At 31.4% G+C, this 25,389-nt stretch carries 21 protein-coding genes; 12 read left to right on the top strand and 9 right to left on the bottom strand.

The window, feature by feature from the left end; all coding sequences use genetic code 11:
* Positions 1-5 precede the first annotated feature (5 nt).
* Together pheT and dnaN are read right to left on the bottom strand one after the other, a co-directional pair.
* Positions 6-2,435, bottom strand: a complete 2,430-nt coding sequence (gene pheT / locus N5D90_RS14685; RefSeq protein WP_280063027.1) for a phenylalanine--tRNA ligase subunit beta — start codon at positions 2,433-2,435, stop codon at positions 6-8.
* 36 nt (positions 2,436-2,471) lie between these two features.
* Positions 2,472-3,590 (bottom strand): DNA polymerase III subunit beta, encoded by a 1,119-nt coding sequence (gene dnaN / locus N5D90_RS14680; RefSeq protein ID WP_038337242.1) that lies wholly within the window; start codon positions 3,588-3,590, stop codon positions 2,472-2,474.
* Positions 3,591-3,858: 268 nt separating this feature from the next.
* Here dnaN and N5D90_RS14675 point away from each other — a divergent pair, with 268 nt between their 5' ends.
* The 7 genes from N5D90_RS14675 (at position 3,859) to N5D90_RS14645 (ending at position 10,209) form a co-directional block, all read left to right on the top strand.
* On the top strand, positions 3,859-4,137 hold the full coding sequence (locus N5D90_RS14675) for a GNAT family N-acetyltransferase (protein WP_038337243.1): 279 nt from the start codon (positions 3,859-3,861) through the stop codon (positions 4,135-4,137).
* A gap of 6 nt (positions 4,138-4,143) precedes the next feature.
* On the top strand, positions 4,144-4,770 hold the full coding sequence (locus N5D90_RS14670; protein ID WP_114999136.1) for a carbonic anhydrase: 627 nt from the start codon (positions 4,144-4,146) through the stop codon (positions 4,768-4,770).
* Positions 4,771-4,833: 63 nt separating this feature from the next.
* Entirely contained in the window at positions 4,834-7,659 is a 2,826-nt protein-coding gene (locus tag N5D90_RS14665; RefSeq protein WP_280063026.1) for a hypothetical protein, read from the top strand.
* A gap of 4 nt (positions 7,660-7,663) precedes the next feature.
* Positions 7,664-8,413: an SDR family NAD(P)-dependent oxidoreductase gene (locus N5D90_RS14660; RefSeq protein ID WP_114999140.1), complete on the top strand. Its 750-nt coding sequence runs from the start codon at positions 7,664-7,666 to the stop codon at positions 8,411-8,413.
* Positions 8,414-8,538: 125 nt separating this feature from the next.
* Positions 8,539-9,048, top strand: a complete 510-nt coding sequence (locus N5D90_RS14655) for an RNA polymerase sigma factor (protein WP_114999142.1) — start codon at positions 8,539-8,541, stop codon at positions 9,046-9,048.
* Positions 9,020-9,721, top strand: coding sequence for a hypothetical protein (locus tag N5D90_RS14650; protein WP_114999144.1), 702 nt, complete (start codon positions 9,020-9,022; stop codon positions 9,719-9,721). Before N5D90_RS14655 ends, N5D90_RS14650 begins: the two co-directional genes overlap by 29 nt.
* Before the next feature lie 11 nt (positions 9,722-9,732).
* Positions 9,733-10,209 (top strand): DUF4252 domain-containing protein, encoded by a 477-nt coding sequence (locus N5D90_RS14645; RefSeq protein WP_114999145.1) that lies wholly within the window; start codon positions 9,733-9,735, stop codon positions 10,207-10,209.
* A 28-nt stretch (positions 10,210-10,237) separates the two neighbouring features.
* On the opposite strand, the gene N5D90_RS14640 is transcribed toward N5D90_RS14645, so the two are convergent.
* Positions 10,238-10,696, bottom strand: coding sequence for a GNAT family N-acetyltransferase (locus tag N5D90_RS14640; RefSeq protein WP_181816280.1), 459 nt, complete (start codon positions 10,694-10,696; stop codon positions 10,238-10,240).
* A 47-nt stretch (positions 10,697-10,743) separates the two neighbouring features.
* Positions 10,744-13,110 (bottom strand): outer membrane beta-barrel family protein, encoded by a 2,367-nt coding sequence (locus N5D90_RS14635; protein WP_280063024.1) that lies wholly within the window; start codon positions 13,108-13,110, stop codon positions 10,744-10,746.
* 122 nt (positions 13,111-13,232) lie between these two features.
* On the opposite strand from N5D90_RS14635, the gene N5D90_RS14630 reads away from it, so the two are divergent.
* Together N5D90_RS14630 and N5D90_RS14625 are read left to right on the top strand one after the other, a co-directional pair.
* Positions 13,233-14,555, top strand: a complete 1,323-nt coding sequence (locus tag N5D90_RS14630) for a HAMP domain-containing sensor histidine kinase (RefSeq protein ID WP_280063023.1) — start codon at positions 13,233-13,235, stop codon at positions 14,553-14,555.
* Positions 14,545-15,222, top strand: a complete 678-nt coding sequence (locus N5D90_RS14625; protein ID WP_280063021.1) for a response regulator transcription factor — start codon at positions 14,545-14,547, stop codon at positions 15,220-15,222. Before N5D90_RS14630 ends, N5D90_RS14625 begins: the two co-directional genes overlap by 11 nt.
* An 89-nt stretch (positions 15,223-15,311) precedes the next feature.
* On the opposite strand, the gene gdhA is transcribed toward N5D90_RS14625, so the two are convergent.
* Positions 15,312-16,661, bottom strand: a complete 1,350-nt coding sequence (gene gdhA, locus N5D90_RS14620) for an NADP-specific glutamate dehydrogenase (protein WP_280063019.1) — start codon at positions 16,659-16,661, stop codon at positions 15,312-15,314.
* Between the two features lie 199 nt (positions 16,662-16,860).
* Positions 16,861-17,451 carry a DUF937 domain-containing protein gene (locus N5D90_RS14615; protein WP_038336945.1) on the bottom strand — a complete coding sequence of 197 codons (591 nt, stop codon included), beginning with the start codon at positions 17,449-17,451 and terminating at the stop codon, positions 16,861-16,863.
* Between the two features lie 104 nt (positions 17,452-17,555).
* Here N5D90_RS14615 and N5D90_RS14610 point away from each other — a divergent pair, with 104 nt between their 5' ends.
* Both N5D90_RS14610 and uvrA read left to right on the top strand, forming a co-directional pair.
* On the top strand, positions 17,556-18,593 hold the full coding sequence (locus N5D90_RS14610) for a GyrI-like domain-containing protein (protein ID WP_280063018.1): 1,038 nt from the start codon (positions 17,556-17,558) through the stop codon (positions 18,591-18,593).
* Between the two features lie 86 nt (positions 18,594-18,679).
* Positions 18,680-21,505, top strand: coding sequence for an excinuclease ABC subunit UvrA (uvrA, locus tag N5D90_RS14605; protein WP_280063017.1), 2,826 nt, complete (start codon positions 18,680-18,682; stop codon positions 21,503-21,505).
* Positions 21,506-21,552: 47 nt separating this feature from the next.
* On the opposite strand, the gene N5D90_RS14600 is transcribed toward uvrA, so the two are convergent.
* On the bottom strand, positions 21,553-22,089 hold the full coding sequence (locus N5D90_RS14600) for a hypothetical protein (RefSeq protein WP_280037607.1): 537 nt from the start codon (positions 22,087-22,089) through the stop codon (positions 21,553-21,555).
* Positions 22,090-22,341: 252 nt separating this feature from the next.
* On the opposite strand from N5D90_RS14600, the gene N5D90_RS14595 reads away from it, so the two are divergent.
* A complete protein-coding gene (locus N5D90_RS14595) occupies positions 22,342-22,806 on the top strand; it encodes a Dps family protein (RefSeq protein WP_114999161.1) in 465 nt (154 codons plus the stop codon).
* Between the two features lie 109 nt (positions 22,807-22,915).
* On the opposite strand, the gene N5D90_RS14590 is transcribed toward N5D90_RS14595, so the two are convergent.
* Together N5D90_RS14590 and N5D90_RS14585 are read right to left on the bottom strand one after the other, a co-directional pair.
* A complete protein-coding gene (locus N5D90_RS14590) occupies positions 22,916-23,242 on the bottom strand; it encodes a YegP family protein (protein WP_114999163.1) in 327 nt (108 codons plus the stop codon).
* Between the two features lie 129 nt (positions 23,243-23,371).
* Positions 23,372-25,321, bottom strand: a complete 1,950-nt coding sequence (locus N5D90_RS14585) for a KUP/HAK/KT family potassium transporter (RefSeq protein WP_038336956.1) — start codon at positions 25,319-25,321, stop codon at positions 23,372-23,374.
* Positions 25,322-25,389 lie beyond the last annotated feature (68 nt).

Here is a 25,389-nt window from a genome sequence, read left to right as displayed (position 1 = left end):
ATATTTTATCTCAACTCAGCGTTGAATTTTTCTTGATACAATTTGATTAATTTATTCATTAAACCATCAATTTCTTGATCACTTAATGTTTTATTTTCGTCTTGAATCATAAAACTTAAAGCATACGATTTTTTACCAGCTGGCAATTTATCTCCTTCGTAAACGTCGAATAAATTAACAGCTTTCAACAAATTCGTTTTCACTTCTTTTGTCGCTTTGTACAATTCTTCATATTTCACAGAAGAATCAAGCAATAAAGCTAAATCTCTACGAGAACCTGGGAATTTAGAGATTTCTTTGTATTTCAAATCGTGTTTGTTTGCTAAAGCAACCATTGCATCCCAATTTAATTGAGCAAAGAAAACATCTTGATTAACGCCTAATTTTTTCGCTAATTTTTTGCTGATGATTCCTAGTTTTCCTAATGGTTTTTGACCAGAAATAAACTCAATTCCATCTAAGAAATTATCATCTTTTGCAGGTAACTCATCTGTAATTTGAATATCTAATCGAACAAAAATTTGTTTAATCAAACCTTTCAAATCAGCAAATGAAGCTTTACGTAAATTTCCTGTCCACGATTCGCTATTAAAGTTTCCTGAAAGAACGATTCCTAAACATTTATTTTCTTCGTAAATCCCATCAATTTTGCGGTAAACTTTCCCAAATTCGAACAATTTAACATCCGAATTACGACGGTTGATATTAAACGCAACATTTTCTAATAAACCATTCAACAAAGTGCGACGCATAACAGCTAAATCAGCCGAAAGCGGATTTAACATGGCAACACTTTCTCCTTCTGGATAAAAGAAAACTTCTTCGTATTCTCTTTTCGTTAACGAGTTATTGATGGCTTCATTGAATCCGAAAGAAATCAATTGACGCGCAATAAAATCTTCGATTTTATCTGGACTAACTTTTTGATTTGGAACATAAGAAAACGAGAATTTAGAAGGTATTTCGATATTATCGTATCCATAAATTCTTAAAATATCTTCGATCAAATCCACATCACGTTGTACATCTACACGATAAGCAGGAACTTCTAAATCTAAAATCCCATCATTTTCTGACAAAATTTTAATTTCTAAATTCTCTAAAATCGATTTGATTTTATGTTCTGGAATTTCAACTCCTAATAATTCAACCACCTTATGTAAACGTAATTTTACATTAAAGTTTTGAATTGGATTTTCGTAAATATCATCAATATTAGATGCAATTTCAGCGCCAGTAATTTCAACTAACATCATCGCAGCTTTTTTCAATGCATCGATTGTTGTGTTAGGATCAATTCCACGTTCAAAGCGGAAAGAAGCATCTGTATTCAACGCATGTGCTTTTGCACCTTTACGAATTGTTACTGGCTCAAAATAGGCTGATTCTAAGAAAATAGTTGTCGTTGCATCCGAAACTCCTGAATCATTTCCTCCGAAAACTCCCGCAATACACATTGGATTATTTTCGTTGCAAATCATCAATTCATGTCCTTTTAATGTACGTTCAACGCCATCTAAAGTTGTGAATTTTGTTCCTTCTGCTAATTTTTGAACGATCACTTTATTTCCTTCAATTTTAGCTGCATCAAAAGCATGTAAAGGTTGTCCTAAATCGTGTAAAATATAATTAGTAATATCAACCACATTATTAATTGGCGATAATCCAATAACTTTCAAACGATTTTTTAACCAATCTGGCGACTCAGCAACTTTTACATTTTTTAAGTAAACAGCTGCATAACGAGGTGCTGCTTCTGTATCTTTAACCTCGATAGAAATAGGACTTTTTCCGAAATCTATCGTAGGATAATTTGATACATCATATGTTTTGAATGTTGACGCAATATCACGAGTTTTAAGAGCAGCATGTAAATCACGCGCTACACCGAAATGTGACATTGCATCCGCACGATTTGGCGTTAAACCAATTTCAATTTCGTGGTCAACTTCATCATTTTTTCCAAAAAGATCAAACGTAGAAGTTCCAGGTTTTAAATCTTCTGGTAAAACTAAAATACCAGAATGATCTGTACCAATTCCTAATTCTACTTCAGAACAAATCATTCCGAAAGATTCTTCACCACGAATTTTTGCCTTCTTGATTTTAAATTCACCATCTGGCGAAGGTAAAACCGTTCCGACAGTTGCTACAGGTACATTTTGACCCGCTGCAACATTAGGAGCACCACAAACAATTTGCGTTTCTTTTCCGTCTCCTAAATCTATTTTAGTAACTTTTAATTTATCTGCATTTGGATGAGGTACAGCCGATAAAACTTTACCAACTAATACGGTTTCCAAATAATTTTTAGCTCCACCTACTTGCTCTACACCTTCTACTTCAAGACCTGTACTTGTAAGTGTAGCAGACACTTCATCAAGTGTGATATCTGTATCAATGTAGGTTTTTAGCCAATTGTATGAAATTTTCATTGTATTGTATAAATGAATTTTATGTATTCTTTTTGATTATGCGTTTAACATAACTGGCATAACTAACATTAAGATTTCTTCACCATCTTCTAGTCCATCAACTGGTTTGATGATTCCTGCACGATTTGGCTCAGACATTTCCAATGTTATTTCTTCTGATTGTAAATTGTTCAACATTTCGATTAAGAAACGAGAATTGAAACCGATTTGTAAGTCAGTTCCGTTGTAATCACAAGGAAGTCTTTCTTCTGCTTTGTTTGCAAAATCGATATCTTCAGCAGAAATTGTCAATGAATTTCCAACTAATTTTAATCGAACTTGGTTTGTTGTTTTGTTAGAGAAAATTGCCACACGTTTCAAAGATGTTAAGAATAAGTTTCTGTTAATCGTTAATACGTTTGGATTTTCTTTTGGAATTACCGCTTCATAATTAGGATATTTACCATCAATCAAACGACAAGTTAACACGATGTTTTGGAAAGAAAAACGTGTATTTGTATTGTTATATTCGATTGTTACATCGTCATTATTTCCTCCTAAAATATTTTTCAATAAGTTAAGTGGTTTTTTCGGCATAATATATTCAGCAGCTTGTAAATTGTCTAAGCCGTTGCGTGTATATTTTACCAAACGATGCGCATCTGTAGCAACAAAACGGAAAATATCTGCATTTGCTTGGAAGAAAACTCCTGTCATAATAGGACGTAATTCGTCGTTTCCTGTCGCAAAAATAGTTTTGATAATTGCCTCTGATAAAATGCTTGCGCTAAGAGTTGTAGAGCTTGCGTCTTCGATATCTGGCGTTTGAGGATATTCGTTTGCGTCTTCAAATGCTAACTGATAATTTCCTTGTTCTGAAACAATTTCCAACGTATTTCCTTCTTTTTGGATAAAAGTAAGCGGTTGCGCTGGGAAAGTTTTCAACGTGTCAGTTAAGATTTTTGATGGAATTGCAATTTTTCCATTATCATTAGACTCAACTTCTAAAGTTGTTGAAATTGTTGTTTCTAAATCAGAACCAGTGATAGTTAATTGGCTACCATCCAATTCGAATAAAAAATTATCAAGGATTGGTAAAGTATTATTAGAGTTAATAACTCCTCCGATTAAGTTAACATTTTTTAATAACGTGTTGCTCGATACAATAAATTTCATATGAAGAATATTTCCTTAAAATATCTAACAAATGTAATAAATAATCAAGTAAAAAACTCAAACCTATACATTAAATATTATATAGAATGGCTTGTTGTTGATTATCAAATAGAAAGATGATTGAAAATTGATTGTTATGATTTGTTTAAATTTTCTTTGAATTAAAAACTTTTCACCCGTAAATTTGTCTTGTATATCGAGACTTTTAACAAATCTTTTTGACCAAATCTCATCCAAAAAGATTAATTTGATTTTAAAATAATATTCTATGAAAATTGAATTGAATTTAGAAGGAAAAAATGGCGTTTTTATACTTCTTGATGAGAATAATAAAGAAGTTGGCGAATTAACTTTTATGCTGAAAGAAGAACAAATGTTGATTAATCATACAGGTGTTAATCCCGAATTGAGAGGGCAAGGTTTGGCAGAAAAGTTAGTGTTAGAAGCTGTAGATTACGCAAGAAAAAATCAGTTGAAAATCATACCATTTTGTAGTTATGTGAGCGTTTATGTTGGTAAACATCCAGAAGTGCAAGATGTAATTTAGAAAATTATGAATTTAGAAAAAGTTTTTGAACACAACCAAGAGTGGGTAAATAAACGTTTAGAACAAGACGAGCAATATTTTGATAAGCTTTCGGCTGGTCAAAACCCAGAAGTGCTTTACATTGGTTGTTCAGATAGTCGTGTGACGGCAGAAGAGTTGTTGGGAGCGGAGCCAGGAGAGGTTTTTGTACACCGCAATATAGCTAATATGGTAATTAGTTTGGATATGAATACCACTTCTGTTTTGGACTATGCAGTAGAACACCTAAAAGTGAAACATATTGTAGTTTGTGGACATTATAATTGTGGTGGGATTAAATCTGCAATGCTACCGAAAGATTTAGGAATTATGAATCCTTGGTTACGTAATATTCGTGATGTTTATCGTTTACATTCAGAAGAATTGAATGCAATCGAAAACGAAGGAATGCGTTACAACCGTTTGGTAGAGCTAAATGTACAAGAACAATGTGTCAATGTGGTAAAAAATCCTTTTGTGCAACGTGCAATGGAAAATGGATTGGAAGTACACGGTTGGGTGTTCGATTTGTTTACTGGAAAATTAATTGATTTGAATTTAAACTTCGATACAATCTTAGAAAATATCAAAGAAATTTACGATATCAACGAATAAATTTAACATTTTGTTATATTTGGTATAATAATTGTTTTTAACACTGTTAACCAAACTATATCAATGATTAACAACCGTTGGATAAAAAGAATCGGTATCGCTTTAATTTCTATTATTGCGGTACTTTTTATTTTAAGTTTTTACATCTCCTATTTTCTGAATGATCGACTTCCAAAAATCATTGCAGAAAAAAACGATACGGCTTATAATCTGACTTACGAAGATTTGAGCTTTTCTATTTTTAATTCATCTTTATCGCTAAAAAATGTCGAAGTTTCTCCAAAAGATTCTTTGTTGATAAAGGATTCGATTGACGCAACAGGAAAAGTCAAAGAAATAAATGTAGTTGGAATTAATTTTTTCAAGTTGATTACCAAAAAAGAAGTTGCGGCGCTTTCTATCAATATCAATAATCCTTCTGTAAATTATTATCTTAAAGAGAAAAAAGATTCGATCAAAAAAGATACAGCGCAATCTAAAGTTGGGCAAAGTATCGATGTTTCCAATGTAAATATCAATAATGGCGAGTTTAATTTGTATTCTCAATCAGGAAAAAAACATATTGCAAATGTTTCTAATTTTTCGATCGATTTTGACGGCGTTCGTTTCAATGAACGAACAGCGGACAAAAAAATTCCGTTCAGATATTCTGCTTTTGACATCAAATTAGATTCGATGTTTTTTGTAGTAAAAGATCAACAATTGATTAGAGCACGAAAAGTTCGTTTTAATGAAACTGATTTTGAATTGGATAATTTCTCGATGAAACCACTCAAAATGAACGGAAAATTGTATGTTCCAAATGATTCTGAAAATGATTTATTGGATATCGAAACGCCACTTCTTTCGCTTTCTAAAATGGATTGGGGATTTACTTCGGAAGATAAATTATATTTTAAAACAGATTTAATCAAATTCAAAAATCCAAAAATTACCATTATTTCTGCTAAACCTGAGAATAAAGTTGAGAAGCAATCAACTAAAAAAGTAAGCATAAAAACGGAAGATGCGGAGTTAATTAATATCAAAAAATTGCAAATAGAAAACGGTAAAATTCGTTCACTTTTTTCTAATGCAGAAACGGTAAAATATGCAATAAATAATGTTGCGTTAAGTATCGAAGGAATAAAAATGAATGCGTTGACGCGAACAAATGATATTCCGATTGATTACAAAACTTTTCGTATTAAGTTGGATTCGATGTATTATCGTTTGAATGAAATGCACACGTTGACAGCTTCTAATTTTGATTTGACAGAAAAGAAATTAATTCTGAAAAATTTTAAAATGAAACCATTGATTTCAAAGAATCAATTTAATAGAAATTATACAAAATCAAACACGTTATTAGATGTCGAAGCGCCAATTTTGACGTTGAATAATAATAGTTGGGGAATAAAAAATGGTGATTTTTATTTTCATACAAATTCAATCAAATTGGATGAGGTAAATGTGAAAATCATCGATCAAAAGAATGAAAAAGTTATTGCAAAAAAAGCGGAAAAAGCAACGCAAAAATTCTTGATTAATTTTAATCTTGGAATTGATACGATTCAAATTAAACAATCTCGATTTATTGCTTCGCAAAAATTTGATTTCAATAATGTTAATTTGACGGTTTTAGGATTAAAAAATGATTATGGGAAAGAACTTCATGTTAATCATGTTATTTTCAAAAATCCAAAATTTACGATTTATGGACAGCCAAGACGAGTGGCACAGCGCGAAGGAAAAACGTCGAAAGAGTTTAATGATATTATAAAAGTTGATAAAATTTCGTTGGTAAATGGACATTTAGATGTGATTCCTTATCAACAAAAAACGCCGAATTTAACGCTGAAGCAAATTCAGTTAACGTTTAATCAAATCAATGTTGATCCAAAAACAATTCAAGAAGCGATTCCATTTTCGTATAAATCTGTGTTGTTAAAATCTTCTGGAATTGATTTCGATTTAGGAAAAACGTATAAAATGAATACTGGCGCTTTGCAATTTCAGAACGGAAATTTGATGTTGAATCAATTAAAATTAACGCCAAAACTTTCTCGAAAAGCATATACAGCTTCATTAGATAAACAAGCCGATTTATACACTGTTTCTGTCAATCAATTACAAGGAAATGGAATTCAGTGGGGAATTTCTCCATCCAAAGATTTCTTTTTGAAAGCGAATCAAATAAAATTGAACCAGCTTTATGCAAATATTTATAGAAGTTTGGTTCCGCCTGATGACACAAAACGTAAAACAATGTTTTCACAAAAATTACGCGAAATGAAATTTGATTTAGGGGTGAAACAATTGCAATTGGTCAACTCTAAATTAGAATATGAGGAAGAAACTGAAAAAAGCATCGGAACAGGAAAATTAACGTTTTCATCTATAAATGCGACGGTTAAAAATGTCAATTCGGGTTATCGTAAAAAATCGTTACCAGATGTAAATGTCGATTGGCGTTCAGAATTTATGAATGGAGATTTGCGTGCAAATTGGACATTTAATCCAATGAATCGTTCAGAGAAATTTAATATCAATGGTTCAATTTCAAAACTTCCTGCAAAAAATCTCGATCCTTTTGTGAAACCATATCTTAAGGTTTCTGTTGATGGATTTTTTAATCAAATAAAATTTAATTTTGATGGAAATGATAAAGTTGCTGGAGGAAATTTTGGAATAGATTATCAAAATTTGAAAGTGAATGTTTTGCGTGATGACGGTTCGAAAAGGAAATTATTATCAGCAGTTGGAAATGCGGCGGTAAAGAATGATTCTCGTGGAAAAATGAAAGAAGAAAAAGTAGAAAATATCGAACGAAAACAGGATAAATCATTTTTTAATTTCTTTTTAGCTTGTATCTTAGACGGTCTTAAAAAAGCACTTTTAATTATTTAAGAAAATGAAAAGAACAGTCTTCATAACCGGAGCAACATCTGGCATAGGAATGGCGACAGCAAAGAAATTAGCAGCAAATTATCGCTTAATTTTGTGTGGTCGTCGTCAAGAACGATTAGATGAAATTCAGGCAGAATTGAGTAAAATTACGGACGTAAAAACCATTCAATTTGATGTTCGAGACAAGGAAGCTGTTTTTAATGCAGTAGAAAGTTTAGAAAATGAGTGGAAAAATATTGATGTTTTAATCAATAATGCGGGAAATGCACACGGATTAGCACCTTTTGATACAGCTGATTTGGAGGATTTGGAAGCAATGATTGACATCAATGTAAAAGGATTAATTTACGTTTCGAAAGCAATTATTCCAATTCTTAAACAATCATCAAATGCGCATATCATCAACCTTTCGTCGATTGCAGGAAAAGAAGTTTATCCAAATGGAGGAACATATTGTGCGTCGAAAGCGGCGGTAGAATCGTTGAGCAAAGGAATGCGTTATGATTTATTACCTTACGGAATCAAAGTTTCTAATATTGCGCCAGGAGCGGTAGAAACAGAATTTTCTTTGGTTCGTTTCAAAGGAAATCAAGAACTTTCGGATAATGTGTACAAAGGTTTTGAGCCATTGGTTGGTGAGGATATTGCAAATGCAATAGAGTATTTGTTGCAACAACCAGAACATGTACAAATTGCCGATGTTACAATCTTTCCAAAAGCGCAAGCTGGAGGAACTGTTATTTATAAAGGATAATTTATTAAAATATTTTTATTTGAAAGCCTCTAAAATAGAGGCTTTTTCATTTTATTCAAAAAAAGTTTCAAAATCGATGTAACACTTTTTAGTATTGAGCTGTCTTATTAGTAAAAGCACTCAATATGAATCAAGAAACGTTTAAAACATCGGTATTTGTCCACAAGGATAAGCTGTATCGTTTTGCGCGTAGGATTTTGATTAGTGATGATGAAGCGTTTGATGTTGTGCAAGAAATATTAATGAAATTGTGGGAAAAGCGCGATTCGTTAATTGAGGTTAACAATATTGAGGCTTATGCGATGCGAATGGTAAATTATGAATGTATAAATCGATTACGAAAATTTGATGTTCGAGAGAATTATAAAAATACAACGCAAATCAATTTGAGTATTCAAGAAGATCCACAAGAAATAAAACCGATTATTCTAAATTTGATTAATCAATTACCAGAAAAACAACGCAAAGTAATGCATCTGAAAGATGTAGAAGAACTCGAAATAAAAGAAATTGCTGAAATTCTAGAAATGGAAGAAAATGCAATTCGAGTAAATTTGATGAGAGCAAGACAAAAAGTAAGAGAACAATTAGAAGTTTTTTTTGAAAATGAAGAAAGAGCAATCTATTATAAATAAAGATGATTTTTTTGCTGGAAAATTAACTGATGAGCAAGAAAAACAACTCATAAATAATGAAAATGATTCTTTTTTTGAAACATTAAAAGAGGAAAAAGAAGTCAAAATGGAATTAAGTTTTGATGATTTTATGGCTAAAGTTGAAGAAAATCAACCAAAAGTTATAGAAAAATCGAAAACGAAAGAGTTTTCTCTATGGAAAATTTCGGGAATTGCTGCGTCTATTTTACTTGTTGTTGGATTATTTTTCTTCTTGAATCAAACAAACAATGTTGAACATCATCAAGAAATTGTGAAAACAATTGAACCAAATAAAAAAGAAGTAGAAGTTGTTAAGAATAAAGAAGAAAAAACTGTTGAAAAGCCTAATACAGTGATTTCTGAACCAAATAATATCGAGATAAAACACGAAGTTTCGCAATTTGTAAAAGAGACAAAATCAATTAAACAAGAAAATAAAAAATCAACCATTCAACCAATTGAACAAGAAATTACAAAGCCTGAAAGCGCAGAAGAATATTCATCAGATTTTGTGATTGTAAATGGTCAACCAGTTGAAAATATGGAAGAAGCGAAAGCTTTGGCTTATTCTACAATGAAATTATTTTCGAAAAATGTAGACCAAGGAGCGAAGGCAATCAGACAATTAAAATCATTATCAATAGAACTTTAAAAAAGAAAAATATGAAAAAATATGTATTCATTTTTGCATTATTCATCGTTGGATTTGCAAATGCACAAACAAATAAATTCGTCGATATTTACAACCAATTTCAGGATAAAAAGGGCGTTACAACGATTACAATAAACAAGGCAATGTTTAGTATGATGGGAAATTTGACGGCAAATGATTCTGATTTGAAAGATTTGGATGGCTTGTTCAAAAAAATGAATTCAATCAAAATGATTATGATTGATAACACAAACAAAGATGCTAAAAATCAAGTGAAATCTGCTTTTGATAAAATGAAATTAGAGGAATTGATGTCGATAAATAAGGACGGAAGTAAAATTCGCTTTTTAACGGAAAATGCAAATGCGAAAGTTTTTAAAAATGTATTGATGAGCATTAATAGCGATGATCAACAAATGTACATGATTATGGATGGTGAAATTACGGCATCCGAAATGAACAAAATGGTAAAACAATCTAATAAATAATAAAAAAGCTGAGCAACGCTCAGCTTTTTTAGTTCAATATTTTCTCATAACAAACACTTTCTTCGACGTTTTTGTATTGATCATAATTTTCGATTCTTGTATAATCACATCGCTCATACAAAGCGATTGCTTCGGGTTGTTTCAATCCAGTTTCCAAAATACATCGTTCATAATCCAATTCGATTGTCCAATTTTCTAACTCATTCAGAACTTTTGCCGCAATTCTATTTCCTCTAAAATCAGGGTTTACATACATTCTTTTCACTTCCATTGTTGTGTCAGAATAATGTTTTATTGCGCCGCAACCAACAGGATTTTCGTTCAAATAGGCGATAACAACGTGATTTATCTTGTCAACTTTATTGTATTGAGAAAAGAAAGAATGAAATTCTCCATCTCTTATCGCTAAATCTTTATCTAATTCTGTTACCAATTCTTCAAAATCTTTGTTAGAAGAATTTGTTCGAATGATTTTTATTGAATTCATATTATTTCTTTTGCTCAAATTTAATAAAACTTACGTTTTTTGTAGCGCTAAATTCTATTCTGTTCCGTTGTTTTTTGTGCTTGTTTCGCTTCTTTTACTTTTTGATTTCCGAAATTGTATTTCAAATTCAAAATAAAATATTGCGTATCGCGATAATCTTTGAAATATTGATTTTGATTTGCGTATTTCGTAGAAATAGTATTGCGATCAGTTTTAAAAATATCATTGAAAACCAAACCAATTTCGAAACGTTTATCCCATATTTTTTTATTTAAAATCAAATAGGTATTTTGAGATGAACTAATATCAAACGAACCTTGAATTGCCTTCGAATTATATTGATATCCTGCCGAAATATTAAATGTTTTTGCTTTGTCTAAATCCAATTGTGTACTCAATGAAAGGTGATAAAAAAAGACATCATTCTTGTATTGCAGGTTGTCTGGGCCAAAATAATAGTTTTGATTATATTCTCCCATCGTGAATAAATTGAGTTTCCACCACGATTTTAGATTGAAATTTTTCGAAAGATTTGCTCCAAAAGCTTCTCCATTTTTGATGTTAGTAAAATGATAAACAGTTTCAAAAGTTTCAGGATTTTGAATAGAAATTTCCATTGCCGGATCTTTTTCGTATCGATAATAGGCTTCGAAATTCCAATCTTTTAAGGTATATGATAAACTCAAATTGTGGATAATCGTAGAAATCGCATTGGCATCGCCTTGAAAATAAGAAAACAGATTGTAATATGATTTCGAAGGATTCAAGAAATTATAATTAGGTCGATCAATTCTTTTTCCATAATTCAAACCAATTTGTCCAGCATTTTCAAAATTATACATAACGTATAAAGTTGGAAAAAGATCGGTGTTTGTTCGTTTATTTTGGCTAATTGGATTATCAGAAATCGTATTTATAAGAGCTGTTTCAGATCTCAAACCAGCTTTTGCTTCCCATTTTTTCCATTTATAATTTCCAGAAATATATAAGGCGAAAATCTGTTCTTTGTAATTAAAAATATTACTTTTTTCGGGTTGATATTCGATTTGATTTTGGATTGATTCAAAGAAATCCAAATCATTATCATTCTTCACGAAACTATATTTTGCTCCCGCTTCCAAGCCGAAATTTTCATTAGTGAAACTATAATCAATTTGAGTAGAAAATAGATTTAATTTCTGAAGCGCCGCATTCAAAAAGCGATTTTCGTCATAAGGCTTATCTTTGAAATTCAATTCTGTCAAAACATCTTGACTTTCTTTGTAGTATCGATGACTAAAATTGTTGCTCCACGTCAAATTATTTTTCCCAAATTTTTTATCATAAACCAAATACGTATTAAAATTATTTGAAGATTCGCGTCGATGATTTTGTGTTTTGTAAAATGATTCAAGTTGATTATTTGTTGTATTGTAAATATTTGTCGGAACGTTATAATTCCCAATTGACGCAGGATTTCTAGAGCCATTTATTCCAAACTGAAAATTCTGTAAACTATCAATTGAATATTGAGAAGCAAAGTTGTAAATATGTTGTTGTTTCGCGACTGTTCGACGAATCATGTCACTTTCCCAACGCGTTTGATCTTTTTCATATGTTGTTACATCAAAATTCTTGCGAACATATTTTCCATTCACTAAATAATAGCTTCCTGTTAATTGCCATTTTTCTGTGTTGTAAGATTGCGAAGTTCCTATCATTCCTTTGCTATAAATAGATTGATGATAGCGTGTTGAAATTTGTCCTTTGTAACCAGAAAGTACATTTTTTTTCATTTTAATATTAATAATCGCACTTCCAGAAGCTTCATATTTTGCAGGCGGATTAGTAATGACTTCAACTGATGAAACTGTGGCACCATCTGTGTTTTCCAACAATTGCTTCAAATCATCTTGCGACATTAATGTTTTTTTATCATTAATTGTGACTAAAATTTGCGTATTTCCTCTCACACTTAACTGTTCATTTTTTAGAAGAACGTTTGGCGTGTTTTTCACGATATCCCAAGCACTTAAATTTTGTAAAGGCGTATTTTCAACATTAAATTCTATTCGATCAATTTTTCGTTTCAACAAAGGTTTTTGACTAGAAACAACAACATCTTTTAAGTTAATTGTTTCATCTTTTTGAAGTGTGATAATCAAATAGTTTTCTGAATTAGCTTGATATGTTTTTTCAAATTCTTGATAGCCAAATTTTTTAATATAAATTATAAATGATTGTGCTTGATGAAGTTCGAAATTAAATTCGCCATTTTCATTCGATTCAATTATAATCGGATCCTGCGAAGGAATTTCAACTTCAACAGAACTATTTTTGATCGGTTGATTTTGTTCATCGATAATTTTTCCAGAAATAATTTGTGCGAAAATTAAATTTGGTAGTAATAGAAAAAGAGTCATTAATATTTTCATTGTTAATATTTTTGACAAATCTCTTTCAAGTTTCGATTTTACTTGGTTAATGAACGGTTAACGATGAGTTAATGTGTTATTTATGAAGAAAAACAATGTATTTTTGAATTTATGAAAAGCTTATGAAATTATCTAAAAAACATTACACATTTATCTTCTCTTTTGCATTGATTGTTCTAGTTTCATTGCAAGTTTATTATATCTATAATTCTTATCGATTGATTGAAAAAGATATGAATAAAGAGGCTCAAGAAATTGCTTTGAAAGTAATGAATTTTATGTCAAAATATGAAACAGATTCTAATGATGATAAGATTATAGATTACTTCAAAAAATTGAATCATGATGAAAAAAAACAGTTTGATGAACTACAGATAATTCGAACTAAAGTAGATTATAATTATAAGATTTACACTCCAATTGTAGATTCTTTATTAGAAGTTTATTCTAAAGAAAGTGGTTTTGAAATAGCACTTCGCACGGATGTTTATTCAGTTTATGATGAATTGAATCATAAAGAATTATTGCCAAAGAAAAAGTATGTGATTTACGAAACGACAAATAAAATTGTGACGCCAACTAGCATCAATCAGAGTGTTTGGTCATCGGATGATATTACGAATCAAAAAGATTCTGATTTAGGAATTGACAAGAATGAACGCCACAAATACAAAATTAAAGGTAAAACGGATTATGAATTATTGAATCTGAGATTTTTAATTTTAAAGAAAATTATTCCTTTAATCATTGTGAGTTTGTTGATTGTTGGATTAATTGTCTTTTTGTATTGGAAAAGCCTTGAAAATTTATCGAGACAAGAAGAAAAAATCAATCAATTACATTTGACAATAGATTCTATTGCGCATGAATTGAATACGCCAATTACGACGATGAAATTTGCTCTGCATCAAGTTCAACATCCAGAAACGAAACAAATGATGAACCGACAAATTAATCGTTTGGAGCAAACTGTCGATTCTATTTTTGTGAAAAATGACGAAAATTCTGAGTTGTTAGATGAGGTTATTTTAAGTGAAATTATCCAAAATATTAAGCTTCAATATCCAGAAATTAAATTTATTCATCAAAGTATTTTCGAAAAAAATAATGTACTAAGAACAAAAGATTTTCAACAAATAGCTCAGAATTTGATTGAAAATTCAGTGAAATATGGCGCTTCCGAAATTGTATTAAACTTTAAATTTCAAAAAGAAATCACATTGAGTTTTTCGGATAATGGAATTGGAATTCCAACGAATGATTTGTCATTTATTTTTGATAAATATTATCGTGTAAACCGTTCTGTTAACCATAATGTAAGCGGTTTGGGCGTTGGTTTATATTTAGTAAAAAATTGTGTTGAACGATATTTAGGAAGAATCAATGTTGAGAATAATAAAGAAAAAGGTGTTCAATTTTTAATCGTTTTGCAGAATGAAAACTAAATTAATTTTAGTAGAAGATGATCAAGATTTGGGAACAGTTCTCAAACAATATCTCGAATTTTCTGATTTTGAAGTGACTTGGTTTGATCATCCGCAAAAATTATTGAAGGAAATAGAATCATTAAAATCAGCTCAATTAATCATTTTTGATGTCATGTTACCCGAAATTGATGGTTTTTCTTTAGCAAAAAAATTAGCCGAAACCATTACAATTCCCTATTTATTTTTGACAGCTAAGGCGCAAAGTTTTGACCGTGTTTTAGGGTTGAAATTAGGTGCAGATGATTATATCACAAAACCTTGCGATCCTGAAGAATTGGTTTTGAGAATAAAAAATATTTTGAAAAGAAATCAACCTGTTTTAGAAGAATTGATCAAAATTGGAACTTATGTTTTTCATCCAAATCAATTGCAATTATCTTATCAAGAAGAAAAATTTCAGTTAACAGAAAAAGAAGCAGAATTGTTGAGTTTCTTGATTCAGAATAATCAAAAATTAGTGAGCCGAAAAGAGATTTTAGAAAAAATTTGGGGCGAAAACGATTATTTTATGGGTAGAAGTTTGGATGTTTTTATGACACGTTTGCGCAAATATTTTCAGAATGATGAAACGATAAAATTTGAATCTGTTCGTGGAATTGGGTTTAAAATTAATTTTCCACTTTAAAAAAATAAAGCTGAACAGAAGTCCAGCTTTAATAACAAACAATTGAATTCTAAATTCAGTAAAGGGAACCGAATTTTATAAATGGATTTTTATATTCCTTGAGCAATCATAGCATCGGCAACTTTTACGAAACCTGCTATATTAGCGCCTTTGTAATAATTTATATTTTCTTGAAATTCACCTTTTCCATATTTTTTACATTGGTGATGAATTTTTATCATAATTTCTTTTAATCGATAATCTACTTTTTCTCTGTTCCAATTTTGACGAATAGAATTTTGAGACATTTCCAATCCAGAAGTCGCAACACCACCGGCATTTGCAGCTTTACCAGGTCCGTATAAAATTTGATGATCCAAAAAATAATGAACCGCTTCGGGAGTTGTTGGCATATTTGCACCTTCGGCAACCAATTTGCAACCATTGAGATGTAAAGTTTGCGCATCTTGCAAATCCAATTCGTTTTGCGTTGCACATGGCAAAGCTATATCACAAGGGACTTTCCAAGGGTTTTGGTCAGAGAAAAATTTAGCGTTTGGATAATAATCAACATACTTTGAAATCCTATCGTAATCATTATTCTTAATCTTGAAAATAACGTTTAATTTTTCTGTATCAAAACCATCTTCATCATAAATATATCCAGAAGAATCAGAAAGTGTAACCACTTTTGCGCCCAATTCCAGAGACTTTTCAGCAGCATATTGCGCAACATTTCCAGAACCAGAAATAGAAACTGTTTTTCCTTTTAAGGTTTCTTTTTTTTCGGCTAACATACATTCTACAAAATATAATAAACCGTAACCAGTCGCTTCAGGACGAATCAAAGAACCGCCATATTCCAAACCTTTTCCAGTTAAAACACCTGTAAATTCGTTTCGCATTCGTTTGTATTGACCGAATAAATAACCAATTTCTCGTCCTCCAACACCAATATCACCAGCGGGAACATCTACATCCGCACCAATATGACGAGATAATTCGCTCATAAAAGATTGGCAGAAGCGCATAATTTCCATATCCGATTTTCCTTTTGGATCAAAATCTGAACCACCTTTTCCGCCACCCATAGGTAAAGTTGTCAAGCTATTTTTGAAAACTTGTTCAAAAGCTAAGAATTTAAGAATAGATAAATTAACAGATGGATGAAAGCGCAAACCGCCTTTGTAAGGACCAATCGCAGAATTCATTTGTACACGATAACCTTTGTTGATTTGGATTTCGCCTTTGTCATCAACCCAAGTTACTCTAAACTGAATAATACGTTCTGGTTCGGCAATTCTTTCAAGAATTTTGAATTTCTTATATTTTGGATTTTCTTCTACAAATGGTAAAATGGTTTCGGAAACTTCTTCAACTGCTTGTAAAAATTCTTTTTCGTTTGGGTTTTTTGATTTAATTCTTTGAATGAATTTTTCTGAGTAAAATAAAGTATCCATGCTATTTGTGTTTGATTATTGATAAAATTACAATCAACAATAAAAAAAATAACACATTTTTTAAAGTAAACTTTTAATATTTGTGAAGTTGATAATTTTGACTACTCAGAATCTGTAGGTTGATAATTTTTGAAACAAAAAAAGCAGGAAAATTTCCTGCTTAATAAATTTTGTATTTTTATTCAGTTTAAGACAAGGCTTATTTTTTGAAAAATCCTCCCAATAATCCCATTGCGTCGCTTAAACCTAATTGTCCGTCACCATCTTGGTCTAATAATTTTTCGAAACCACCTAAATTTACTCCACTTTGGTTTGTTTGAGTTGTAGAACCACCAACTAAACCACCTAATAAACCAGCAATTCCATTAGAATCTAATCCAGCAGATTGTTTTTGTTTACCTAAGTAGCCCATTACAATTGGCGCAACTAATGCCAAAATTTGAGTAACCTGTCCCATATTCAATCCAGATTGTTGAGAAATTGCAGATTCTACATTTTGTTGTTTATTTCCCAAAACGTGACCTAAAATTCCCAATCCATCTTGTTGATTTCCTCCTTGACCTAAAAATCCAGAAAGATTATCCAAAATACTTCCGTCGTGTTGATTCAAAGCATTCGAAATTCCTTCAGCACCTCCGCCTTGTGCATTTTTATTTAAAGCAGACAATAAAAAAGGTACAGCTGCTGCAACCGCAGTTTGAGCTTGAGATTCGTTAATTCCTAATTGTTTTGCCGCAGAACCAACGATTTGTTGTCCCATTGCACCTTGAATTAAATTTGTAAAGTCCATAAGTTTATATTATTTACTCAAATATACTATTTTTAACAGATTAATTCAGATTAATATTAAGAGTCCTACAAAGTATTTCTATTTTTGTACAATCAATTTTGTAAATGAAACAAATAAATCTTTTTTTAGTAATCATTATTGCGGTTTTGGCTTTGTTGCCAATCGTTTTACCGAGCCGTTTCGACGAAGAAATACAATATGAATTTGACGCGCCTGTTGGTTTGGTGTACGACGAATTTTATAATCTTCGTCAATTCTCCAAATGGCAACAATTTACAGCTTCGGATTCTTTGACAATCAAGAAATTTTCGAATACAAAAGAGGAAGACGATAATTATATGATTTGGGATTCTGAAAATGCTTCGATTGCTTCTGGAAAAGTTACGATTGAAAATTCTTCGATTAATCGTTTCGTTAATTATACGATAAAATATGATGGTTGGGAAAAATTAGATAGTTTGAATGTCAAATTTGAACAACAAGAAAATGGGAAAACAACTGCAAAATTGAATTATTTAAGTCAAGAAATTCCTTATTTCTACCGCTATTTTGCTTTTTTCAAAAATCCTGAATCTAAATTTGAAAAATCGTTGGACAACTTAAATCAACAAGTGAAAGTTAGATTGGATAAGGATCAAAAAGAAGGTCGATTGAATTATGGCGAATATCGTATTGTAGAATTGGGTCGAACAAATTTATTAGCGATTCGTAAACAATCAAGTTTTGCAGAAAAAGATGTGATGGATAAAGTAGATGGAGCTTTTGAGGTGATTTATAAATCATTAATAAACAAAGAAGAAGGCGGTTTTGATTTCGATTTAGGTTTCCCGTATGTCTATTTTACTGATTTTGATAAAGAAAAAGATAAAGTGACATTTTTTGCTGGAATACAATTAATAGAAGATTTGCCTTTGCAAAAAGACATGAAAAAAGTGGTTGTTCCTGGCGGAGATTATTTGTTGACATTACATTTAGGACCTCGTTCTAAACGTACGCAAACAATCGAAAAAATGAAGAATTATGCCAAATCTAAAAAGCTACAATTGGATACAAAACAATTAGAAATTATGCTAAATGATCCGAAGGAAACAGATAGTTTAAAATTAATTTCTCGAATTTATATTCCAATTAAAAAACAATAAATACTTAAGAATTAACAATTTTTAAAGTACACTTAGCCACAGAAATGTGGCTTTTTTTGTATTTTTGCAACTTCTTACAAACAAACATGGACAAAGATTTTATTGAAGTTTACGGTGCACGTGAACATAATCTAAAAAATATTGATGTAAAGATTCCTCGAAACGAACTTGTGGTAATCACGGGTTTAAGTGGAAGTGGAAAATCTTCGTTGGCTTTTGATACGATTTATGCAGAAGGACAACGTCGTTATATCGAAACTTTTTCGGCTTATGCGCGTCAATTTTTGGGAGGTTTGGAACGTCCAGATGTTGATAAAATTGATGGTTTGTCGCCAGTTATTGCGATTGAGCAGAAAACGACCAATAAAAATCCGCGTTCTACTGTTGGTACAATTACAGAAATTTATGACTTTCTTCGTTTGTTGTATGCGCGTGCTTCTACGGCTTTTTCTGTCGAAACAAACGAACAAATGGTTGCTTACACAGAAGAGCAAATCATTGAATTGATTCGTGCTCAATACAGCGGAAAGAAAATTGCAATTTTAGCGCCAATTGTACGTTCAAGAAAAGGTCATTATCGAGAGGTTTTTGTGACATATTCTAAAAAAGGTTTTCTTGAAATGCGCATTGATGGAGAGTTGAAAGATATTGCACCAGGAATGATGTTAGATCGCTACAAAACGCATGATATCGAATTGATGGTGGATAAAATGTTGCTGAATGATAAGGTGAACGATCAACGTTTGCGTTCAAGTATCGATCATGCAATGCAGCAAGGAAACGGAATTACGATGATTTTGGATTATGAAACCAATGAAACCAAATTCTTTTCTCGTTCGTTAATGTGTCCGTCGACAGGAATGTCATATGCGTTGCCAGAACCGAATACATTTTCGTTCAATTCACCAAAAGGAGCTTGTCAAACTTGTACAGGTCTAGGTGAGTTGAAAGTGGTTAATCACGAAAAATTATTTCAAGATCGCGAAAAATCATTGTTTGATAATTTGGATGAATTATTTGAAGCGTTAAAATCATCTTCTCGAATAGAAAAACAATTGGAAGCGATTTTTGTCAAACATAATATAGACCAGAAAGTAGCATTCAAAAAACTTCCTCAAGCATTAATTGATTATGTAATGAATGGTTTGAAAGAAACTTTGAATGTCGATCTTAAATTTGCATCAGTCAAAAAAACATATAAAATCGATTTTGAAGGATTGAATGAATTTCTTTCTGAAATAATGGAAGATAAAAATAATCCGTCTTCAAGTTCGATTAGCAAAAAGTTTGGAAAGAAAGTTATTTGTCCAACTTGCGAAGGAAAACGCCTTAAAAAAGAATCGCTTTTCTTCCGAATTGACAATAAAAACATTGGTGAAGTTGCAGAAATGGATCTTCAATCATTACAAAAATGGATTGAAAATGCGCCAGTTTCGATGACGTCGAATCAACAACAAATTGCGCACGAGATTCTGAAAGAAATTTATACACGTTTATCTTTTTTATTAGATGTCGGATTAGATTATTTGAGTCTTAATCGTTCTTCTAGAACCCTTTCTGGAGGCGAGGCGCAACGAATTCGTTTGGCTACTCAAATTGGTTCTCAACTGGTGAATGTATTGTATATTTTAGATGAGCCAAGTATTGGTTTGCATCAACGCGATAATGTTAGATTGATAGATTCGTTGAAGAAATTGCGCGATATCGGAAATTCGGTTTTGGTTGTAGAACACGACAAAGACATGATCTTGGAATCGGATTATGTAGTTGATGTTGGACCAAAAGCAGGAAAAAATGGCGGTCAAATCGTTTGGGAAGGTGAGCCGGAACAAATGTTGAAATCAAATACATTAACATCAAAATATTTAAACAATCAGTTGCAAATCGAAGTTCCAAAAGAACGAAGAAAAGGTAATGGATTAGAATTGAGACTTTTTGAAGCATCAGGGAATAATCTAAAAAATGTAAATCTTACCATTCCTTTGGGTGAATTAGTTGTGGTTTCGGGTGTTTCAGGTTCTGGAAAATCAACGTTGATTAATGAAACATTGTACAGAATTCTGAATCAACATTTTTTTAGAGCAGAAAAAGATCCGATGCCTTACAAAAAAATCGAAGGTTTAGAGCATTTGGATAAAGTAATCGAAGTGGATCAGTCGCCAATTGGTCGTACGCCTCGTTCTAATCCCGCGACTTATACGGGAATTTTCTCTGATATTCGTACGTTGTTTACAAATTTACCTGAAGCCAAAATTAGAGGTTACAAGCCTGGACGTTTTTCATTTAATGTAAAAGGTGGGCGTTGTGAAACTTGTCAAGGAGCAGGTTTGCGTGTGATTGAAATGAATTTTTTACCTGATATTCATGTCGAATGTGAAACATGTAATGGTAAACGTTTTAACCGTGAAACGTTGGAGGTTCGTTACAAAGGAAAATCGATTTCGGATGTGTTAGAAATGACGGTAAATGAAGCGGTAGAATTCTTTGAAGCGATTCCGAAAATATATCGTTATGTCAAAATGTTGCAAGATGTAGGTTTGGGTTACATCACGCTTGGTCAGCAGTCGACAACATTGAGTGGAGGAGAGGCGCAACGTGTGAAATTAGCAACAGAATTGGCTAAAAAACAAACAGGAAAAACAATTTATATTTTAGATGAACCGACAACAGGTTTGCATTTTGAAGATGTAAATGTATTGATGAAAGTAATCAATAAAATTGTAGAATTTGGAAATACAGTCATTATTATCGAACATAATTTAGATGTGATAAAATTAGCCGATTATGTGATTGATATTGGTCCAGACGGAGGAAGCAAAGGTGGTAAAATTGTGGCAGAAGGAACGCCAGAAGAAATTATAAAGAATCCGAAAAGTGTGACAGGAAAATTCTTGAAAGACGAATTGAAATAAATATAAAAAAATCCATCTAAAAATTTTTAGATGGATTTTTTTATGACTTATAATCCGATAGAAACGCCCATAAAAGGTTGTAATCCTGAAGAAAATATACTTTCGTTTTCTTTATATAAAACATTGTACATCACACCAGCTTGAAATCTTACTGGCCCGCTCGATTGATATCCAGCTCCCAACCATAACGCAGATTCGTCCATGTCAGTTTCATAAATACTGTTGTAATATGGCGTGCGATCGTTGTACTTTTGTTTTCCTGTGTAGTACATATAATTGGCTCTCAAGAAAATGTTCTCGATTGGAAAAAAGTTAATGTAAGGACCAACATTAAACAAATTTTGCTTTACATAGTCATCTTTCGCATACTGATAACCTGCCGTCGCACCCAATTCTAAATTGTTTGCAACCATGTATCCAACACTTGGAGAAATATTAAACCCAAAATAGCTATTATTCCCAAAAGATAGTCCCAAACCACCTCCAAAACGCCAATTATTATTAAGCGTTTGATTTTGATTAATTTGAGAAAAAGCAGTATTGCTTAGGGTTAAAGAAATGATAAATAAAAGAAACTTTTTCATAGAAATTTAATTAATTTTTAACTTTTAAAAATGGCTCTAATTGAAAAAACCACTATAAATTTGTCTCATCAAAAATAGTAATTCTGTTTTTAAGTAAACATTATTATTTATTTTAAGTTAATTCGAGTCGTTCATAGTTTTTAATTATAAAAGAATAGAAATAAGATTTGATAAATCTATAATTCATTCGTTTTCTGGTTCTATATTTGCATTAGTAAAGTTAATCAAATAGACAATATAAAATTTAATCATATGAAATTATTATCGCCAGAAAAAAAACAAAAAATCGCTGATATTTTAATTAAATTATTAGCTGATGAACATATTTTATACTTAAAAACAAGAAATGCACATTGGAATGTAGAAGGTCCTGATTTTCAGACAATACATGTGTATTTTGAATCGTTATATAACGAGTTACAAATTGTTATAGATGATGTTGCAGAAAAAATTCGTCAGAAAGATGTTTATGCACCAGCAACTATGGCAGAGTATTTGCAGTTAGCTCACTTATCAGAAACAAGAAAAACTGAAAACAAAGATAGTTTAAGTTTTATTGCTGATTTACTACACGATCACGAAGTTATTATTGACTTTTTGGCGCAGGCTGTAGTAGAAATTGATGAGTTTCATGATATCTCAACTTCGGATTTCTTAGTTGGTTTATTAGAACAACATCAAAAAACTGCTTGGATGCTTAGATCGCATCTAAAATAAAGTTGAACATTATTTTACTTCATAAGTTTTTAGTGTTAATTCATATTAGTGTTAATTAGGTTGAGCCTTGGATTTATCCAAGGCTTCAGCTTTTTATAACGGTTTGTAATTAACCTTCTACTTCTTTTACTTCGGCATCAGCAGCATTTGTTTTGACAGAAGCAATTCCATTTTTAGCACCAGATTCGGTTTCGTACGATTGGCTTGTTCCAATTACTTGCCCGTTTGTTGCCTTTAAATTGAAATGCCATTTACCCGAAGAACCTTCTTTTAATTCGTATTTAGAATCATCTTGCGAATTTTTGCGAACAGATTCAATTCCGTTTTCGCAACTTGCTTTTTGTTTGTAACCTTCGCTCGCCAAAATATTTTGTCCATTTTTAGCTTTCAAACGAAAACGATATTCTCCTGCTTTGTCTTGATAAATTTCGAACATAATTTAATTTTTTATAAATATTTTATCTTGTTGATTGATATAAATTTATAAAAATTATTTGATAATTATCAATCTATAAAATATTTACAAAAAAAATCCTGAAAAATTATTTTCAGGATTTCTATTCTTTTATTGAATTCTTTTTAAATCGTCAATATTATGTTTGTGCATATAAAGAGGAATGTGTTCTACAACAACATCGTTTTTCTCTAGACCAAAAGATTTCGGAATGTTGAATTCTATTTTCTTTAATAAATAATAAACTTTTAGCGTGAAAAATTCTTTCATACTTAATTTGGTCTCAATTGAAGGGAATTTTTCAATCAAAACAAATTTCATATCAGGATCTTGATTGTATTTTTTCAAACATGTACTCAGGTATTTTAACTCTAATTCTCCATTTGCATACATATCGTTGATTACTTTTTTGATATATTGTTCTGTTTTTGGTTGAACTCTAAATCCTACATTAAATGTAATTCGATATATTTTTTGATCGACAATTGGCAATATTTTATAGCTCAACGTGTACGGCTCACTATCTCGGTTAATGTTTACAAACCAATAGACATCTGCACGTTTTGGTCGTTTTGATAAAATAGATTGAATACTGTATTTCTCGATATTTTTCGGATTGGTAGATTTCGTTAAGTAAAACAAGAAAGTCGAATATTTATTGATTGTTTTATCTTCACTTAATTCAGTTAACACATTCGCGTAACGTTTAATTTTAACGAATTCTAAGTTTCTAGAATTAAGGATTTTTCCGTAAAAACTACAATACATTATTATGAAGAACAGCCATCCCATTAATAAAGCTAAATATCCACCATCAACAAATTTGACAACATTTGCTACGAAAAATGAAGATTCTATTGCTACGAAAATCGACAAAATTGCCACAATAAATACTTTGTTGAACTTTGTATAATAATTAAGATAATAGGATAACAAGAAGGTCGTCATCAACATGGTAACTGTAATAGCAAGTCCGTAGGCGGCTTCCATATGGGACGAATCTCGGAAATATAAAACAATAAAGACACAGCCAGCCCATAACATAAAATTGATTGTAGGAATGTAAACTTGGCTTTTGTGCTCGTTTGGTTGAATAATTAATGTTCTTGGCCAGAAACCTAAGTTGATCGCTTCGTTGATTAAGGTAAAAGATCCTGTAATCAAAGCTTGAGACGCAATAATAGCTGCACCTGTGGCAATACAAATTCCAGGAATCAAGAACCAATCAGGCATCATTTCGTAGAAAGGATTTCTACCATCTAACATAGGATTATCTTGGTGCATTAACCAAGCTGCTTGCCCCAAATAGTTTGTTACTAAACAGATTTTAACGTACAGCCAACTAATTCTAATGTTTTTTCGACCGCAATGTCCTAAATCGGAGTATAATGCCTCAGCACCTGTTGTACATAAGAATACAGCGCCAAGAATCCAAAATCCGTGAGGATAATTCATCAATAAGTTATACGCATAATAAGGATTTAATGCTTTGATAATACTTGGATGATGTACAATATGTAAAACTCCTAAGCCTAGAAGCATTGTAAACCAAAGAACCATAAAGGGTCCAAATATTTTTCCTACTTTATTTGTTCCAAATCGTTGGAAGAAAAATAACATCGAAAGGATGAAGATTACAATAGGTATAGTAGGTAGATTTTCGAGTCCGTTTAGCATTCGTAGTCCTTCAACAGCGGAAGAGACGGAAACGGGGGGAGTGATAATTCCATCGGCGAGCAAAGCAGAAGCTCCAATGATAGTTGGAATAATTAGGTTTTTACCTTTTTTCTTGATTAATGAATACAAAGAAAAAATTCCTCCTTCGCCATCATTATCCGCTTTTAGTGTCAACCATACATATTTGATAGAAGTCTGAAAACACAAAGTCCAAAAAACACATGATACGCCTCCGTAGACAATGCTTTCTTCAATCACGCGAGTCTCGCCAATTATCGCTTTCATTACATATAAAGGACTTGTTCCAATATCACCGTAAATGATTCCAAATGCGATTAATAGCGTTGCCGCTGTTACTTTGTTCATCGTATGGTTTGATTCCATAAGCAGTGTTTTAAAATTTCTACGAATGTATGTCGTTGAAAAGAGATTAAACAATCTTATTTATTTAT

This window comes from Empedobacter sp. GD03797, assembly GCF_029842105.1.
Lineage (GTDB): Bacteria > Bacteroidota > Bacteroidia > Flavobacteriales > Weeksellaceae > Empedobacter > Empedobacter falsenii_C.
This window is presented reverse-complemented; position numbering and strand designations above follow the sequence as displayed.

Excerpts from the sequence above, each read along its gene's own strand:
- N5D90_RS14595 (WP_114999161.1), top strand. The coding sequence starts at position 22,342 with ATGAAATTATTATCGCCAGAAAAAAAACAAAAAATCGCTGATATTTTA.
- gdhA (WP_280063019.1), bottom strand. The coding sequence starts at position 16,661 with ATGGATACTTTATTTTACTCAGAAAAATTCATTCAAAGAATTAAATCA.
- pheT (WP_280063027.1), bottom strand. The coding sequence starts at position 2,435 with ATGAAAATTTCATACAATTGGCTAAAAACCTACATTGATACAGATATC.
- N5D90_RS14610 (WP_280063018.1), top strand. The coding sequence starts at position 17,556 with ATGAAACAAATAAATCTTTTTTTAGTAATCATTATTGCGGTTTTGGCT.
- N5D90_RS14675 (WP_038337243.1), top strand. The coding sequence starts at position 3,859 with ATGAAAATTGAATTGAATTTAGAAGGAAAAAATGGCGTTTTTATACTT.
- N5D90_RS14625 (WP_280063021.1), top strand. The coding sequence starts at position 14,545 with ATGAAAACTAAATTAATTTTAGTAGAAGATGATCAAGATTTGGGAACA.
- N5D90_RS14650 (WP_114999144.1), top strand. The coding sequence starts at position 9,020 with ATGAAGAAAGAGCAATCTATTATAAATAAAGATGATTTTTTTGCTGGA.
- N5D90_RS14670 (WP_114999136.1), top strand. The coding sequence starts at position 4,144 with ATGAATTTAGAAAAAGTTTTTGAACACAACCAAGAGTGGGTAAATAAA.
- dnaN (WP_038337242.1), bottom strand. The coding sequence starts at position 3,590 with ATGAAATTTATTGTATCGAGCAACACGTTATTAAAAAATGTTAACTTA.
- N5D90_RS14615 (WP_038336945.1), bottom strand. The coding sequence starts at position 17,451 with ATGGACTTTACAAATTTAATTCAAGGTGCAATGGGACAACAAATCGTT.
- N5D90_RS14590 (WP_114999163.1), bottom strand. The coding sequence starts at position 23,242 with ATGTTCGAAATTTATCAAGACAAAGCAGGAGAATATCGTTTTCGTTTG.
- uvrA (WP_280063017.1), top strand. The coding sequence starts at position 18,680 with ATGGACAAAGATTTTATTGAAGTTTACGGTGCACGTGAACATAATCTA.
- N5D90_RS14665 (WP_280063026.1), top strand. The coding sequence starts at position 4,834 with ATGATTAACAACCGTTGGATAAAAAGAATCGGTATCGCTTTAATTTCT.
- N5D90_RS14585 (WP_038336956.1), bottom strand. The coding sequence starts at position 25,321 with ATGGAATCAAACCATACGATGAACAAAGTAACAGCGGCAACGCTATTA.
- N5D90_RS14635 (WP_280063024.1), bottom strand. The coding sequence starts at position 13,110 with ATGAAAATATTAATGACTCTTTTTCTATTACTACCAAATTTAATTTTC.
- N5D90_RS14645 (WP_114999145.1), top strand. The coding sequence starts at position 9,733 with ATGAAAAAATATGTATTCATTTTTGCATTATTCATCGTTGGATTTGCA.
- N5D90_RS14600 (WP_280037607.1), bottom strand. The coding sequence starts at position 22,089 with ATGAAAAAGTTTCTTTTATTTATCATTTCTTTAACCCTAAGCAATACT.
- N5D90_RS14655 (WP_114999142.1), top strand. The coding sequence starts at position 8,539 with ATGAATCAAGAAACGTTTAAAACATCGGTATTTGTCCACAAGGATAAG.
- N5D90_RS14660 (WP_114999140.1), top strand. The coding sequence starts at position 7,664 with ATGAAAAGAACAGTCTTCATAACCGGAGCAACATCTGGCATAGGAATG.
- N5D90_RS14630 (WP_280063023.1), top strand. The coding sequence starts at position 13,233 with ATGAAATTATCTAAAAAACATTACACATTTATCTTCTCTTTTGCATTG.
- N5D90_RS14640 (WP_181816280.1), bottom strand. The coding sequence starts at position 10,696 with ATGAATTCAATAAAAATCATTCGAACAAATTCTTCTAACAAAGATTTT.